Origin of the sequence: Halorhodospira halophila (assembly GCF_016653405.1) — a bacterium.
Classification (GTDB): Bacteria; Pseudomonadota; Gammaproteobacteria; order Nitrococcales; family Halorhodospiraceae; genus Halorhodospira; species Halorhodospira halophila_A.
On the sequence record NZ_NHSN01000008.1, the window covers coordinates 39,925 to 54,307 of the forward strand.

The 14,383-nt window shown below is 65.6% G+C and carries 18 protein-coding genes; 1 reads left to right on the plus strand and 17 read right to left on the minus strand.

Annotated features, from left to right (window positions below):
- Position 1: 1 nt before the first annotated feature.
- From CCR79_RS02270 to CCR79_RS02305, 8 genes are all read right to left on the minus strand, one after another.
- Positions 2–1,417, minus strand: coding sequence for a hypothetical protein (locus CCR79_RS02270; RefSeq protein ID WP_201168264.1), 1,416 nt, complete (start codon positions 1,415–1,417; stop codon positions 2–4).
- Positions 1,418–1,429: 12 nt separating this feature from the next.
- Complete coding sequence (locus tag CCR79_RS02275) at positions 1,430–2,224, minus strand: hypothetical protein (RefSeq protein WP_201168265.1); 795 nt, start codon at positions 2,222–2,224, stop codon at positions 1,430–1,432.
- Complete coding sequence (locus tag CCR79_RS02280) at positions 2,224–2,829, minus strand: hypothetical protein (RefSeq protein ID WP_201168266.1); 606 nt, start codon at positions 2,827–2,829, stop codon at positions 2,224–2,226. The genes CCR79_RS02275 and CCR79_RS02280 overlap by 1 nt, the downstream gene beginning before the upstream one ends.
- A 202-nt stretch (positions 2,830–3,031) precedes the next feature.
- Entirely contained in the window at positions 3,032–3,976 is a 945-nt protein-coding gene (locus CCR79_RS02285; protein ID WP_201168268.1) for a hypothetical protein, read from the minus strand.
- The gene (locus CCR79_RS02290) at positions 3,973–4,257 is read right to left on the minus strand and encodes a hypothetical protein (protein ID WP_201168270.1); all 285 of its coding nucleotides are present in this window, start codon (positions 4,255–4,257) and stop codon (positions 3,973–3,975) included. The genes CCR79_RS02285 and CCR79_RS02290 overlap by 4 nt, the downstream gene beginning before the upstream one ends.
- A complete protein-coding gene (locus tag CCR79_RS02295) occupies positions 4,257–5,339 on the minus strand; it encodes a hypothetical protein (protein WP_201168271.1) in 1,083 nt (360 codons plus the stop codon). The genes CCR79_RS02290 and CCR79_RS02295 overlap by 1 nt, the downstream gene beginning before the upstream one ends.
- Positions 5,336–6,979 carry a hypothetical protein gene (locus CCR79_RS02300; protein WP_201168273.1) on the minus strand — a complete coding sequence of 548 codons (1,644 nt, stop codon included), beginning with the start codon at positions 6,977–6,979 and terminating at the stop codon, positions 5,336–5,338. The genes CCR79_RS02295 and CCR79_RS02300 overlap by 4 nt, the downstream gene beginning before the upstream one ends.
- The gene (locus tag CCR79_RS02305; protein WP_345941477.1) at positions 6,979–7,734 is read right to left on the minus strand and encodes a reverse transcriptase domain-containing protein; all 756 of its coding nucleotides are present in this window, start codon (positions 7,732–7,734) and stop codon (positions 6,979–6,981) included. Before CCR79_RS02305 ends, CCR79_RS02300 begins: the two co-directional genes overlap by 1 nt.
- Between CCR79_RS02305 and CCR79_RS13600 the strand changes: the two genes are divergently transcribed.
- Positions 7,630–7,965: a hypothetical protein gene (locus tag CCR79_RS13600; RefSeq protein WP_242510802.1), complete on the plus strand. Its 336-nt coding sequence runs from the start codon at positions 7,630–7,632 to the stop codon at positions 7,963–7,965. The two genes, CCR79_RS02305 and CCR79_RS13600, sit on opposite strands and share 105 nt — an antisense overlap.
- Positions 7,966–8,310: 345 nt before the next feature.
- On the opposite strand, the gene CCR79_RS02310 is transcribed toward CCR79_RS13600, so the two are convergent.
- From CCR79_RS02310 to CCR79_RS02350, 9 genes are read right to left on the minus strand one after another with little or no spacing between them, the layout of a single operon-like run.
- Positions 8,311–8,673 carry a hypothetical protein gene (locus CCR79_RS02310; protein ID WP_201168277.1) on the minus strand — a complete coding sequence of 121 codons (363 nt, stop codon included), beginning with the start codon at positions 8,671–8,673 and terminating at the stop codon, positions 8,311–8,313.
- A 21-nt stretch (positions 8,674–8,694) separates the two neighbouring features.
- Entirely contained in the window at positions 8,695–9,705 is a 1,011-nt protein-coding gene (locus CCR79_RS02315) for a hypothetical protein (protein WP_201168279.1), read from the minus strand.
- On the minus strand, positions 9,705–10,034 hold the full coding sequence (locus CCR79_RS02320; protein WP_201168281.1) for a hypothetical protein: 330 nt from the start codon (positions 10,032–10,034) through the stop codon (positions 9,705–9,707). The genes CCR79_RS02315 and CCR79_RS02320 overlap by 1 nt, the downstream gene beginning before the upstream one ends.
- Before the next feature lie 2 nt (positions 10,035–10,036).
- Positions 10,037–10,426 (minus strand): hypothetical protein, encoded by a 390-nt coding sequence (locus CCR79_RS02325; RefSeq protein WP_201168284.1) that lies wholly within the window; start codon positions 10,424–10,426, stop codon positions 10,037–10,039.
- Complete coding sequence (locus CCR79_RS02330) at positions 10,423–10,707, minus strand: hypothetical protein (RefSeq protein ID WP_201168287.1); 285 nt, start codon at positions 10,705–10,707, stop codon at positions 10,423–10,425. The genes CCR79_RS02325 and CCR79_RS02330 overlap by 4 nt, the downstream gene beginning before the upstream one ends.
- Positions 10,708–12,675 carry a hypothetical protein gene (locus CCR79_RS02335; RefSeq protein ID WP_201168290.1) on the minus strand — a complete coding sequence of 656 codons (1,968 nt, stop codon included), beginning with the start codon at positions 12,673–12,675 and terminating at the stop codon, positions 10,708–10,710. It lies immediately after the preceding gene.
- A gap of 10 nt (positions 12,676–12,685) precedes the next feature.
- A complete protein-coding gene (locus CCR79_RS02340; RefSeq protein ID WP_201168292.1) occupies positions 12,686–13,129 on the minus strand; it encodes a phage tail fiber protein in 444 nt (147 codons plus the stop codon).
- Positions 13,130–13,147: 18 nt separating this feature from the next.
- On the minus strand, positions 13,148–13,708 hold the full coding sequence (locus CCR79_RS02345; RefSeq protein ID WP_201168293.1) for a hypothetical protein: 561 nt from the start codon (positions 13,706–13,708) through the stop codon (positions 13,148–13,150).
- Positions 13,708–14,382: a DUF6682 family protein gene (locus CCR79_RS02350; protein ID WP_201168295.1), complete on the minus strand. Its 675-nt coding sequence runs from the start codon at positions 14,380–14,382 to the stop codon at positions 13,708–13,710. Before CCR79_RS02350 ends, CCR79_RS02345 begins: the two co-directional genes overlap by 1 nt.
- Between the last annotated feature and the right edge of the window lies 1 nt (position 14,383).

Sequence of the window (14,383 nt, forward strand, 5' to 3'; positions counted from 1 at the left end):
GTTACCTCGCCTGCTGCTCTTGGGCGTAACGGCGCGCCCAGTCGCGCACCACGCTCTCGGCTTCGGGCGCGAGAAGCCCCTCGCGGGCCGCCCGAACGGCCTCTGCCAGTTCGCCGCGCTCAGGGCGCTCCCCTTGAGCGACCTTGTCGAAAAACGGTTTGGCCCGGCGCAGCTCGCCGCGCATCTGAGCGCTCGAGCCAACGCCAAAACCCCACATGCCGCGCTGGGTGACGCGGGCATCTTGGTCGGCGAACCGCGGCACCTCGATGCCACCCTCGGTCTCTCGCATGCCCTGAAGATCCTCGGGGAGAGTAGGACGCCCAGTGCTCGCCGGCCCCGCTTGCGGCTGCTCCCGGCGAGGCTGTTGCGCGGGCTGCCCGGCGCGCAGGCCTCGCTCATGACCCAACTGGGCCGCCGCGTACTGCGTCGCGTGCGCCGGATCGTCGTCCGGCAAGTTCTGCATGTAGGGTGATCGCTCACGCATGCCGGAAAGGTCCAGACCTCCACTCTGCGGATGACCTTGGGGCTGCCCTTGCGTCTGCGGTTGCCCCTGGGGCTGCCCCTGCATTTGGGGCCGCATATCCCGGACAAACACGCCGGTCGAGGGATCGACGCCGTACTCCTCGGTAGCGAACTCCCGCAGCGTGGGCACACCCTCGCCGGCGCGCTCGCGTAGATACCGGTCACCAGCCTCTTCGCCCTGCGTCTGGTAGACGGCCATGAGCTCATCGCCGTCAATGCCGTACCGGTTGGAGTAGTCGCTGCGCATCTGCGCCCAGACCGAATTGGGGGCCTCGGTCCCCGGGGCCCCGGGAGCGCCACCCCCGCCCTGCGCGGCCGGCCCCTCGGCGTCGATCGAGTGCCACTGCCCGTCCGGGCCTACCTGGCCATACCCGAGCTCCGGGTGCATGTGAGGGTCGCTGTACCGGTCCGACCCCGCAAGCTGCTCCTGAAGAAGCTCCGGATTCCGGGCGATCGACATCTGGGCGCCAAGCTCCTCCACGTCGAACTCTTCCTGGTTCCCCTCTTGGTCGCGGAGGCGAAGGATCTCGCGGCCGTCTTCGGTGCGCTCGATGCCCCCTTCGACGATGGGTGGCTCCTCGGTGTTGACCTCGTTGTGCCACCCGATGAGGCCGTCAACATCCCGCTGCGCCAGGGCCCTCAGACCCTGGTCGTACATCTGCTGGCGCCTCGCCTCCTCGACCTCCATGCGCGAGGCATCAACCTTGAGCCCGGTCTGCTCGCGCTCCATCGGGCGCATCGTCTCCCGGTGGGCCATCTCGTTCCGAGTCTGCTCAAGACCCAGCTCCCCCTGATCCATCTGCAATCCATGAGCCTGCTCGGCGCGCTTGTTCTGCTGGCGCTGCATGCGCCGCTGCTGGCCCGCCTGCAACCCCTGAGCGAAACCCTGTCCCATCTGTGGCATGCGTCACCCCACGTTGCTTTGCGGCATTTGCCCGAACCCGAACCGGGTATCGCTCCGGGATGAAGGGGAATGCAGCCCCCAGCCCGGCTGCGCTCCCTGTGATTGCCCAGAAGCGTCGTCCTGGCCGGTAAACAGGTTCCAGCTGGGCAGCCCGTCGTCGTCGTCCAACGCGGACGAGAAGTGATCGACCGCCATCCCGTACATCTGTCCGGCGCCCTGGGAGTGCTGGGCGGCCAGCCCGCCGTGCACCTGGGCCTGCTGGCCTCGCATATTGCTCAGGTTTTGGTGGGCCTGGGACCTAAGGCCTTCTGCGGCCTGGCGCTCCTGTTGGCCGACCTGGAACACCGATCCGCGTAGGGCGTCAGTGCGCTCCGCAGCGCTACGCCTGGCCTCGCCACGCGCCTGAGTCCGGGCCGTCGCTTCTTGCAGGCCCGCCATGCGGTCCTGCCCCTGAAACTGGCCGCTCGTAGGGTCGACGCCCCGGCGCTCCATCTCTCGGCGATGCTGGTCGCGCTCCCTTCCGGCCGCCAGCGCCACGTCAGTGTCGGCGCGGGCGAGGTGGCCCTCGGCCCGGGGGTCAATGCCCTGCTCGGCCTGCGACACCATCTGGTCGCGCAGGCCGCCGTACGTCTGCTCGTAGTCACGCCACCGCTCGCGCGCGAAGTCGAGCTGATCCTGGCCCAGCTGAGTCTGCTCCTTCATGGCCTCGACCATGTCCTCCCGGGCATCCGCCGCCTGCTCTTGCTGACGGTGCCCGAGATACCCTGATACGCCGGCAACCACCAATGTGCCCAGCATTACGCAGACCTCCCGATATCGCGCATTTTCTTTTCGTAGAGCCGCTCCCATTCGCTAAACGAGTCCGGCTCGTCGTACAGGTATTGCTTCACCCTTTGGATGGTTCCGCCTTTGATGGTTGCTCCATAGCAGGTCTTGTACTTGCCCCGGCGCGGCGGAAGTCCGAACTGGTCCTCGATCTCCCGAGGGGGGCCTACGAAGTAGATGTCCTTGAAGGCCATTATGCCTTGTGGCGCCGGCCTACCCCACTCCTCATCATTGATGGACTCGGCAATAACCGTCGCCTTGTTTGGAACCCATCGAGGGATGTCGCGGGGAAGGCGATAGATCCTCGCATAGGAAGTCTTGCTTTCGATGCAAAACTTCCTCGCAAAACACATGACGTCGGGGCTGAAAAAGTTTTTCAGAGCGATACCTGGAAGCAGGGCGGTGATGACCTCCTCATTCAGAATGGCATGGCGGGACGGCATCGACAGCGCGACATACTGCCCTGTTCGCTCTCTCGGAAAATGCCGGCGAAGCACATCTGCGGCTTCTTGGAAACCCGGGCTACCAAAAGCGTACGACGCTCGAAACCCATCTCGAGTCGCCTGGACTTCCGTCATTCGATCCACTCCGCCGATCGTAGGCGCGCCGCGAGCTCCTGCTCGATATCGACATTATCCGGAAGATCGATCGTTGCCGTTAGCTTCTTGGCGCGCCCGCTTCCCGGTCCGTCGATTGGCCCTTCGACCCACACCACCCGGTAACACACGCACACGTACCCTTTCCCCAGGTTTCGGACGCGAACAATCTGGAACGAGGAAATCACCGGTATCTCTCCAGAGGCGTCCGCAGGATGGGCACATCGAAGGTGTTGAGGGTTTCGTCTGTGTACGGGGGGAGACCTTGCTGAACCCTGTACGAGTAATCATCGAAGTCAGCGCGGAGGCCGCCGATTCCAAACGTCGTCTCTTCTTCGTAGTCGCTTACACAGCCGAAATCCACGGTGATCCATCCCGCTTCCAGGTAGTCACCGTTCCTACGGATGCCGCTTCGGTAGAATGCCCAGTACACGGACACCCAGGCTTCATAGACCATGCGGCCTACGCATTCGCCGTAAGCGTCGATGTCTTCGCAGTACTCGTCCTCGTCCTCGAACATGCCCTCGCGGTAGGTCTGGGCCATGCTCGAGAAGAAGTAGGCCGGCTCGGACTCGACTTCGGGGGACCAGTATCGGTTTTGCTCCGTGGGTTGCAGCTGATTCCCGGCAGACGAGTTGGAGGACCGGCAGTGCTTGGCGCTCAGCCCACTGATCGCGCTCCCCAGAACACCCGACGGGGGCGATGCCATTGTGGTGTCGGTGATAATTAAAGGCTGCAGGCGGGAGTCGAACGTCTGCCCCCCGTCTTCGTCGTACACCACCATTCCCCAGCCCTCATCGGGCTCGGCAAATGCCCGCACGTCAGCAAAGGCATGGACCTCGGGGCGCGCGGACCCTGTGCCGGAGCGGATGATCTCCACATGCCAGATCCCGCTCGACGACTCGCGGATCGACGCAATGCCGTAGTAGTCCGACGTCGGCATAGTGAAAAACGGCATCGGCGCCACGGGAGAGCGGACCTCGTAACCGAATCGGCGGTATCCGCCGTGGGTGTTGAAGCCGCTCATCTGGCCGAGGTAAGTCGCTTCGCCCAAGTGGTGCAGCGTCCGAGAGTCCGACGACACTAGCACCTGACCAGCATCGTTGACGGCCGTGAACCCGAAGCTCATCGCATCAGCACCAGAATCAGCTCGTCTTCGCTCCCCCCGCCGATATCAACCTGACCACTGGATGAGTCGACGCTCACATCGTGAGCCACGGCCTTGCGGTCCGTCGGTGGTGGGTTAATGAAGACCTGCGCGACCCTGACTTCCCGGCCGATGAGGACCGGTCTCGTGATTGACTGCGACGCCCCTCCGGGAACCGTCAGGAGAGCCACTTGGTTCCAGGTCACGTCCTGGGTCGAGTAGGCGAGCACCCCGCCCTCTCTCCGCGTCTCCAGGCCGAACATCACAGCCTCCCGATGCGCACGCGCAGCGTGCCGTTGCCGTCGTAGACGCTGATCCGGTCGTTGCTCACCGACATCGCGCCATCGTCCCGACTCCGGGTGATGGTGACGTTCCCGTTCGGGTCCACCTGGAATCTGCCGTCGCCGATGTCGATCTGACCGGCTGTGATCGAGCCCAGGTTGGCGCTGATCGCGCTCAGGGCGTCGGCGGTGATCTTGTCGGCGGCCACGCTTCCGATCTTCGCGTTCTCAATCGAGGCGTCGGCGATGTAGGCGACGTTGATAACCACTGCCTCCTCGCCGTCGACCTCACCAATCAGGAACGGGACGCTATCCTTCGCCGGGACCGTGAGCCAGGTCACGGAACCATCCTCGACCTCCAGGCCGGGATCGCTCGGCCATTCCGGCTCGACAGGCCCGCTGACCCCGGGCGCGATGCACCGGAGCATCACGTCGCCCTCATCCGGCGCGACATAGTTGAAAGCGCGGTACTGGTGATCGGGGCGCCATCGTTCAGCGAGCAGGTTCTCCATGATGTTCTCGGGCGAGCGCGACGTCTCCCCGGTCACGGATTCGCTGACCGGACCCTCGACGCCGGCGTCGCTGACATGCTGGACCCAGTAGCGATGCACAGCGTTTTGACCGACCGCGTTGGAGTACAGGACGCCGGTGCTGGAGCCGATCCGAACCGCCTGGCCAAAGTCCTCACCCTCTCCGGCGCGGTAGATGACCGTGCGGCTGTGGTTTGCATACCCGGGCTGGTCCCAAGAAAGGATGATGGTGCCGAACGCTCCATCCGCTTCAACGCCGCTCGGCTGCGGCGGAGTGGTGACCGTGTCCAGCTGTCCGCGCGGGATCAGGAGGTCAGTTGCTGACATGCCGGCCCGGCGGGCCGCCACCTCTCGGACGCTGGCCAGATCCAAGTCCGCCGCCTCCCGGAGCGTCAGCGATTTGTCGAGCGGGTCACCGCGGTCACCGCGGGACACCTCGACCGTCTCCTTGACGGCTTCCAGGAACTCGCGAACCTGGGGCGAGGCATCTTTCGGGACTGCCGGCATCTTGCCGGTGCGCGTCTTCTGACTCATCCCTGGACCGCCTCCACCGCCTCAGCGATCAGCACCTGCTGGACATGATCCGTGCCCTCCAGCTCGATCTCGGCGTCAATGGCCACGTATCCCGACGGGAGCGGGAAAAGGCGGTTGGTGTCCACGCTCTTGTCCGCGCGCAGCTGCCCGCCGGCATACAGGCGAAAGCTCAGATCGTTGTAGCTGACGGCTTCCACCCGAGCCATTGATAGGTTGATGGGGCGCCGCCAGGAATAGAGCTTGGAGCGCCACCTGTAGCGCATCGGCGCACCCCCTTTGTCCCACTCGAGCAGGGCGCCTGTGTCGGTGAGCAGATATAGCGTGTCGTCGAGGTGGTCCCGGTGCCCGGCCACGATGCCGTCGACCTCAATCTCAACCAGGCCGCTACGCTCATCCCGGGGGTCGAGAAAGAACGCGCCCCCGTCATAGAAAGCCAGATACCCGCCGCGCCACTCGTACGCATGGATGGTGTCCGGCTTGTACTCCGCCCAGTCCCGGGGCGCGAGCAGGCCCTCAGTGATGACGCGCGCCCCACTCGAGCGGTCCACCATCACCAGGCCGTCCGGTGCGGGATAAACGACCGCATAGCCCAGGGACACGATCCCGCGCTTTGATAGGCAGCCCTGATTTACTTCCAGGCGAGTCTGCTGCATGCCACGGGGGTCGGATCCGGTCAGCAGAACCGGCTCGTTCTCCGTGCACACCACGACGTGCTGGTCGAACACGCCCAGCCCCACCACCCTGTCGGACACGGTGACCTGATAGCTGCCGGGCCAGGCGTGAGGCATGTACGCCTCACTGACCCACACCCCTTGCCCCTCAAAGCCGGCGAGCATGCCGTTCGGCAGATTCACGAGACCCTGCAGCCCCTCGGGCGGCGGATCCCACTCGACGCTTGGCAGGGGCTCCCCCAGGGCGCCGCTGTCCACCGTGTCTTCGTACTCCGTGACCGACGCGTCGATCTCGTCCACGAAGAAGAACTCCGCCTGGCTGGTGCCGGCCTCCGTGCGGTAGATGCGGATGCGCTCGATCAGCCGATCCGACCCCGCGCTGCTGTCGACGTGGATGTCACCCACCGTGACGCCCTGCCCCGGGGCCGCCGGAGCATTCCCACTGGGCGGGCTCGGCGGACCTTCCTCGCCAAGGGCGGTGACGTAGGTGTAGACGTAGAAATGGTCGCGCAGATCTGCTTCCTCGGCGTCCTCATCGGGCTCCATGGGCTCCGCCGTAGGCGCGGCGCTCGGAGCCGGAACGCCCAAGGCATAGCTCGTCACCGGATACTCATCGGCTCCGCCTTCATAGACCGCGGGGGTGTAGCTCATCCGCGGCCCGCCATACCGCTCATCGCCCGTCCAGTACACGCGCCGTCGCGCGTCCTCATTCAGGGGCGAGGTGGCAACGTCCACATCGCCCGGGAAGCGCAGCCAGTAGGAATCGTCCCCGGCCCTCCACAGGGCGAACGAGCCGACGCTATAGCCGGGCAGTTCCAGCGAGCCAGCCTCCCGTGGCTTTCGGAACGGCCTCAGCTCTCCAGAGTCGAGCAGGCAGTTGACCGCCTTCTGCGCCTGGTATGCTTCCAGCAGGCGGGGCCCTACCCGCGGCGCCATCCCGCCGAAAACGCGCACCGCGCGATGCTCCATCAGGCCGCCTCCCTTATGAGGACAACGTCGTCGATAACGGATTGAGTGACTCGGGCTGCGTCGCAGTGCTGGGTATGCCCCACAAAGCTGGCAACCCGCTGGCGCACCTCCTCAAGGCTCATGCGCCCCTCTCCGTACAGCCGGGCTGCTCGCTGCAGGCGGCGCCGGGCCGCCACGATGTTTTTCCGTCGAGGCAACATGTGCGTCGACCAAGTTCGGTATCCGGCCCAGTCGACGCCCTGGGTGGTGGGGTAGACCAGGGCCTTGCTGAGCTTGAGCCCGAGCTCGTCGCGGAGCAGATCCTCGAGCAACCGCTTTGTCCGCCACGCCTCGTCCTTGCTCGTCAGCAGCAGAACGGCATCGTCCATGTACCTGGCGTACCCCTTGACCCCCATCTCGTCCTTGACCATGTGATCGAGCCAGTCTAGGTAGATGTTGCCGCTGAGCTGGCTGGTCAGCGCGCCGATGGGCAGCCCCACGTCGCGGCCAGCGCCCCGGATGATGCGCTCCCAGATGGTCAGCACGCGCCGGTCGGAAATCGTGCGGGCGATCTGCTCCAGGAGACGGTCGTGCTGGATGCTCGGGAAGTACTTGCTGATGTCAATCTGGAGCGCGTAGACCCGGCCCCAGCGCGCCTCCGCCCTACGCAGATGGCGCTGCATATCGGCAGCGGCCCGGTGCGTTCCTCCGCCCTTTCGGCACGCATAGCTGTGGCGGATGAAGCGCCGCTCGAAGTGCGGCTCTACGGCGGCCACCAGTGCGTGGTGGACGATTCGATCCCGGAAAGTCGGGGCTTCGATAATCCGGTATTTCGGCTCGTAGACCGGGAAACTGGTAAACGGATCCGGTTGCCACGTTCCGGATACGAGATGCTGCTGTATCTCAACCAGACGTTCTTCCCAGCGGGCGTGGAAATGCACCGCCTTCGGCTGATCCCGCTTCCCTTTTCGACACCGCTCATATGCAGAAGTCAGTGCAGGCCATGAGGCGACCTGCGGCCACAGTCCCGTGACCGTCCTGGGCATCCCGCTCCCTTTCTTCCGGTGGGTAAAAGGCCCGCCGCCACTTTCCCCGGACAGGTACTCGCCGCGACGGGGTGTTCATCTTTCCGCTTCCCTGCGGCGGTACGCAGCCCCGATTCTCTGGAATCGCCGCGGAGCGAGCCGTAGCCCCACCCCGTCGAGGTGACTTTGCCACCAGGCGACCCTGGAGGGTCGCAGGCGCAGCGCAGCCCGACATTGCTATTCACATTCCACGGGTTATTGCGATTGACATACCGGGCGCCGGCCTCGTCCGTGTTGGACCAATTGCCGCCGGCATTGAGCACTCGCCTACGGCTGCGCACCTTGGGCAATTCGCGCCTGCAGGCCGCCTATCATCTTGCCAATCTCCATGAGGAGCTTCGTCGCGTGCCTGTGGGAGCGCTGGCTCAGCATTCGCCGAGAAGCTGCGATCCTCAGGCGCAGGCGAAGGAACTCCAGCTCCTCGTCGAGCGCCATCACGGCGCCCGCTTTGCGCTTCGGTATCCGCCGAGGCGTTTTCTGGACGCGGATCGCGTTCCATTGGAGCCGGTACACGCTTCGCTTTATCTCCAGCGCTGCTGCCCACTTCTCAGCGCGCGGGAAGGAATCGAGGCGCGGCATGACCCACGCCTCGAAGTCCTCCAGGCGCTGGAGTAGCTTGAACTCCTCCACGACAGGGACCCAGGGATCAGATCACAGAGAATCGCAGGCGCAGCGCAGCCCGACACTGCTAGCCACACGCCACGGGTAAGCGCGAAGGACACACCGGGCGCCGGCCTCGTCCGTGTGGGACCAATAGCCGCCGGCACCGAGCACTCGCAGGTCGGTGCCATACGCCTGGCCGTGGTCCTCGCTCTCGTCCTTGCCGGCGTTAACACTGTCCGTGTAGTTGTTCGCCTCGGCCTCCAGGAACAACTCGGCAAGCGTCTGGCGCAGATTCCCGGAGGGCTGGTCGAGGTTAAGGCAGCTGACCGCCTCGAACCCGTAATCGCTGTGCTCGCCTGTGCTGACCCTTCCTCCGGCGTCGGTCGATCCCTGCGGCACCCCATACGCGGCGGCGTGCCACTCCTGTGCCGTAGGCAAACGCTTACCGGCGTTACGCGCGAGCCTGAGATAGTCGTAGAACAGCGCATACCCCTCGGAACCGCTCAACGGCGTTGCACCGTAAGCGGACAGCGGAACCGTGTCCGGCCAGCCCTGCCCGTCCTCGCTGGCGAGGTAGATGTCCAGCCAGAGCCGATCCGGGATGATCTCGACCATGCCCGTCGGGTCGCAGGTTGGGCGATGCCGGAGGTCCCAGGCCGAGTTCGGGATGATCTTCTGATCCAGGGTGGTACTGGAGTCGTAGGCCTGGTCCAGCGTGCGGACTCGGCCGTAGTGGAAGCCGCCGATGCGCCGGCTCTCGGTCGTGCCGTGCCCGTCGGGAGCCGTCTTGTTTTTGCTCGCCACCAGCTTGGCGATGCCGGAGTCCTGTGCGACGGCGTAGATGTAGACGCTATCCCCGAGGCTCATCTCGCCGCCCAGGGTGCCGTCCTCGTTCTCGTGCGGCTCCCAGTCAAGAGTCTCTCGGATGATGAACCCCTGCCCGTGGCCGCCGATGTTGAGCGCCATGTCAGGGACGTCGACCCTGGTGTCGCCGGACGTCTCCATCCTCCCCATGATCTCGGCGACGGCAGGCATCTTCGCTGCTTCGATGCTACGCATCAGCTCAGCTCCTTGATCTTGTTCTCGACCTCATCGACGCTGAACCCAAGGCGATGGATCAGCGCGCGGTCATCCTCGACGCGGATGTGCTGGACGCGCCCTTCTTCCTCGTCCTCGATGACGCGATACTCCGGCTCCTCACCGTCCGGCTCCTCACCGTCGCCGAGAACACGGTCACGGTCATAGCGCCAGCGGCCATCCAGTAGCGCCTGCCAGTACCGATGCAGTCGATCGATATCCCGCGGGCGCAGCTCCCCGTCGAGCGCCATCTGGTGGACGCGCTCGTAGTCAGAGCGCGTAGCCAGGGCGGGGCTAGGGATCCCCTTCATGGTCAATTCTCCTCCGTGGCCAGGTATCCATCGATGATCACCAGCCTGTACTGGTTGCCGGTCTCTCGGTCCTTGCCACCGTCAGCTACCCAGCCGATCAGATCCGAGTTCAGGCGAAGCTCCACCGCGGTCCCGGATGGCCAGTTGCGCAGCGTGGTGTCGTAGGCCGCGCGCTCGACGTGGAGGGTGTTCCCGTCGCGCTTGGTGACGCGGCAGGTCTCCCAGTCCACCTCCCGGCCCTTGACCCGGTGCGGAAGGGTGATGTCGAAGAACTCCTCACCCTCCATCGGATCGGGGAAGACGCTGCCGTCGTCGACCTCGATGGTGTCGTCGCCGGTCTCGGCGTACACCGCAAGCCGGGTCACCGCGTTATCGGCTACCAGTCGTTTCATCGTTCACGAACCCTCATGCGAAAATCGATCTGCTTGATGCGCCCGGCGCTGGTGTCCACCGTCACGCTGATGTTGTAGGTGGTCCGGTCCTTACCGCCCTCGAGCCAGAGCTTGACGTACTCGTCGTAGACCGCCTTGCTCTGTAACTGCAGGCCGCCCGATTCGTCCGGGCTTATGTCCACATGCACCTGCTGGATGCCGTCGCTGGTCTCGGCCAGCCAAGGCCGGAGATCGACGTCGTAGTCCAGGACGTCCGACGGCTGCTTGGTGAACGTCTCCATCTACATCTCCACTCGGATGACACGAGGCTCTTCCGGAACGACCACCTGGCGCGGTTCTCGCGCCACAAAGGCCCGGCGGCGGCCCGGGGCCATATGCTCTGCGTTGATCCGAAGAACCGCCTCGATGCTGGGCGAGGAGCGGACGCCCCCCTGGACAAAGACCTGGACGAGCACCACTGCGGAAATTCTGGCCGGCACCAGTGCGCTTGCGCCGGGAGAAGCCACCGGCTTGGTCATGTACGAAGCAGACACCGTCGGCGCCGCGTCGACCTGGGCCTCCGGCCACGCCCTCAATCCGGGCCTTCCTACCAGGTGCAGTCGATGGGAGAACTCACCGCCGGAGAACCTGCGCCTGTCTCCTTTCCCGGTCGTGTACAGCCGGGACGACGGCCGGACCCCGCCTTCAACGGCCCGCTTTGCCGTGGCCGGCGACGCTTCGACTCGGGGCCTCGGGCCGACATGCGCCGAGGCCGTCATCCGCCGGGACGCGCCGGCGGCGACCCATAGCTCAGGCGCCACCTCTCCGGCGTGGGTGACCGGCGGCGGGATGTAAATGAACCGGATTGCGGGCGGGGCTACCGACCCCGCGGCGTACACGCGGCGGATCCCGTCTTCGCGCGTGACGGTTTCAAGCGCGCGGATCGCTGGTTCCGTGTGGATCGAGACGCTTTCGTTCCGGCGGATTCCGCCGACGCCGGCGACCGACACGTCCGGCCGAACGTCAGTGCTCGGCCTGCGATCAACCCACGGCTCGCCCTGCACCTCCACCCTCGCCCGACTCCATGAACGCGGGGTCGGGAGGTGGCGCGCCGCGATTCCGGCCCACACGGCGCCGCGCCCTTCATGGCGCGCCCGCTGGCGCACCAGCCAGCGCGACATGTTGAACCTGACCGTGGTAGCCAGGCGCAGCTGGGCAGGCTTAAACCTCAGCGCACGACCGTAGGTGTTGACCACCAAGAACGAGAACCGGATCTGGCGCGCCTGAACCCAGGCCTGCGCATGCCTGGCGTTGGCTCCGATGGCCGTCCGCCCGATGATGCTGCCGAAGCCATTGAGGGCCGCTGACGCGTGCTCGCTGGACCACAGGTCTGCCAGGCGCGCAATCCGGGGCTGACTCGGGTCCGGCCACAGGCGAGTTAGCGGAGAGGTGAGCCCCAGGGGCTTCGCATGGCGGACGGCATCTCCAGAGACCCGCGTCCAGGTCGCGCGGACTGGGCCCGGGATCGCGTCTCGGATCAGGTTAACGACCCGCCCAAGGTCAGTGACTCGCGCCGGAACATCCAGCCACACCCGGACGCGGGTGTACCGGATGGGGTTGGCGTGGATCCGGGTGCCGTAGTGGTGGCGGGCACGCGCTACGGCAAACCGGATCGGGTCACCTGTTACGCGCGGACGGCCCCAGACGGCTGAGGTCGGCTTGGCCAGGCGAACACCGTTTCCGGACATCGCTGGATTCGCGTCGACCTGGGCCTGGGGCTTGGCGTAGCGGATCGGGTCACCATGAACCTGGAGCTGCGGGGCCGGACCAGAGAAATCGTCCCCGACATTCCCGTTGATCGCTCCAGCGTTGACCGCAGAGCCGAGGGCGCCATGGGAACGCCCCATACCGCCGAGGTACACCTCGGAGAACGGTCGAGCCTTCCGCACCGCACTCCCGCTTATCGAACCCGAAGGGGACGCGGCACTGCGTGGCGGGTGGGCGTTATTGATGGCCTCTCCGGACAGGGCGCCGGCCGTGCGGACCCCCGCATTCGGCTTCGCTCGGCGAACCGCGTCGCCCATGAGCCTGCCCGGCGCGGGCACCGTGGCCGTGGGTCTGCGGACCACATACGGGGATCCGCTGATATCGACCGCAACAGCGCGCCCCGAGAAGGACGCGTCGTTGACGGCCGCGCCATTGACGGCCGGCCCGTTGAGCGCCCCATCGGCCCGGAACGCCCCTGTAATAGCGCCAGCCGCCTCAGGCACGGGTCACCTATCAGCCGTTGTCGATCTTGGACACGACGACCGAGCCCTGGTCCCAGGTCAGTACGTCGCCCGGCTCCAGGGTGCGGGACGAGTAGAGCGGCGCGGCGAACATCAGCACATCGTCGTCCGAGCTCTCACCGTAGCGCCCGAAGATACCGAAGTGCGTAACCGTGACCTCGCCGTCCTCGATCGGGTTGAACTCGATCGACTTGGCGTTCTGGGTCTCGCCCTCCTCGGGCGAATCGAAGGCGTCGGAGACCGGATACCCTTCGTGAGCGGCATCCTTGCGCACATAGTTGCTGTCGCTGAGCTCTACGTTCAGGTCGGCACCGGGGCCAGGGTCGTCCGTAAAGAGCCCGATCATCACGCGATCCGGCGGGTCCTCGCTGGCGCCCCGGAGCAGCATGTTCAGGACCATGTTCGCGGTTTCGTGGGTATAGTAGCCAGTCGCCATCAGTCTTCCCTCATGTAGTTACACGAATCTGCGGGGCTGCACCCGGAGGTTTTTCTCGGTGTGCCCCTTTGCCCGTCGTGAGCGCGCCTCAACGACGCCCCTCCGGAACCGGTTGCTGAAGTATTCCGCCCCGTCGAACGAGCTCCACGGCTTGCCCGGGATCTCCATGACGCGAGCCAGAGCCCCGTCCTGGATATACGTCCCCCAATGACTCCACACCTCCTCGGGGATCCCGCGGGACCGGGATGCCGGCTTCAGTGCAGCGCGCACATAGACGTCGTCGCCGTCTTTGTCGATATCGGAGGCCACTGCTTCCGCTGGTGGGCGGAAGGTAACCTCCAGCAGTTTCCCTTCCTGCTTGGCCTCGGATACGGCAATCACCTCCGCGCTCGAGGTCGGCGGGTAAAGAAACAGGACACCATCCGGCTCCGGTGGAATGGGGTCCAGCTCCTCGACCCAGGCGTGACTCTCCAGAAAGAACCGCTCGGCCGCCCTTTGAAGCTGCTGCTTGACCGTCCCCTTGGGCGCGCCCGGGACGTGTGGCATGACGCCTGGAAGCATGTCGCTCCACCGGACCATCAGTCGTCCTCGCTCTTACGCCGGTACTGCCGATAGGGCCTCGGGCCGACCAGCGCCTCAGCCCGGACCTTGGTCTCTCCGAGCGCGTGGTAGAACGCCTCGTAGTAGTGGCCCATGCGAGATGGCGCGGCCTCGCTCGTGTTGAGGCTGTGCGCGAGGTAGAGCATCCAGTCGCGGACCGGGCCGATGTAGACGGGGTCCAGGTCGAAATCCGGCCAGCTGCCGTTGCCCTCTGGAGGCTTGATCGGCTCCGGGGCCTTCGCGTAGACGAGCTCGACCTTCTGGCCTTCCGCGGCCGGCGGCGTCACGTAGAACTCCCGCGGCCTGCGGTCATCCCAGGTGTAGTGGTCGATGGGCTCATCATCGTCGGGCGACTCGGAATGCCACCCTTCGACCGACGCATCCAGCGTCTCCCTGTCGATCTGCGTCACCGGCTCACCGCCCGGGAGATTGCGGACCACGTCGATCAGCTGCAGGCCGCCACGGGGGATTGTCTGCAGCGTCCCTTTTTTCAGCTCGACCGGCTTGGTGACCGCGTTGGCGTCCGGCCTGACCAGGACAACGGCGCGGCGGGCATCGTTGTAAAACCCAACCAGCTGAGACAGGCCCCAGCGATCATGGCCGGGGTCATTGAGGATGCCGGCCGCCTGGTCGACCACGTCCCGAGCATTCACC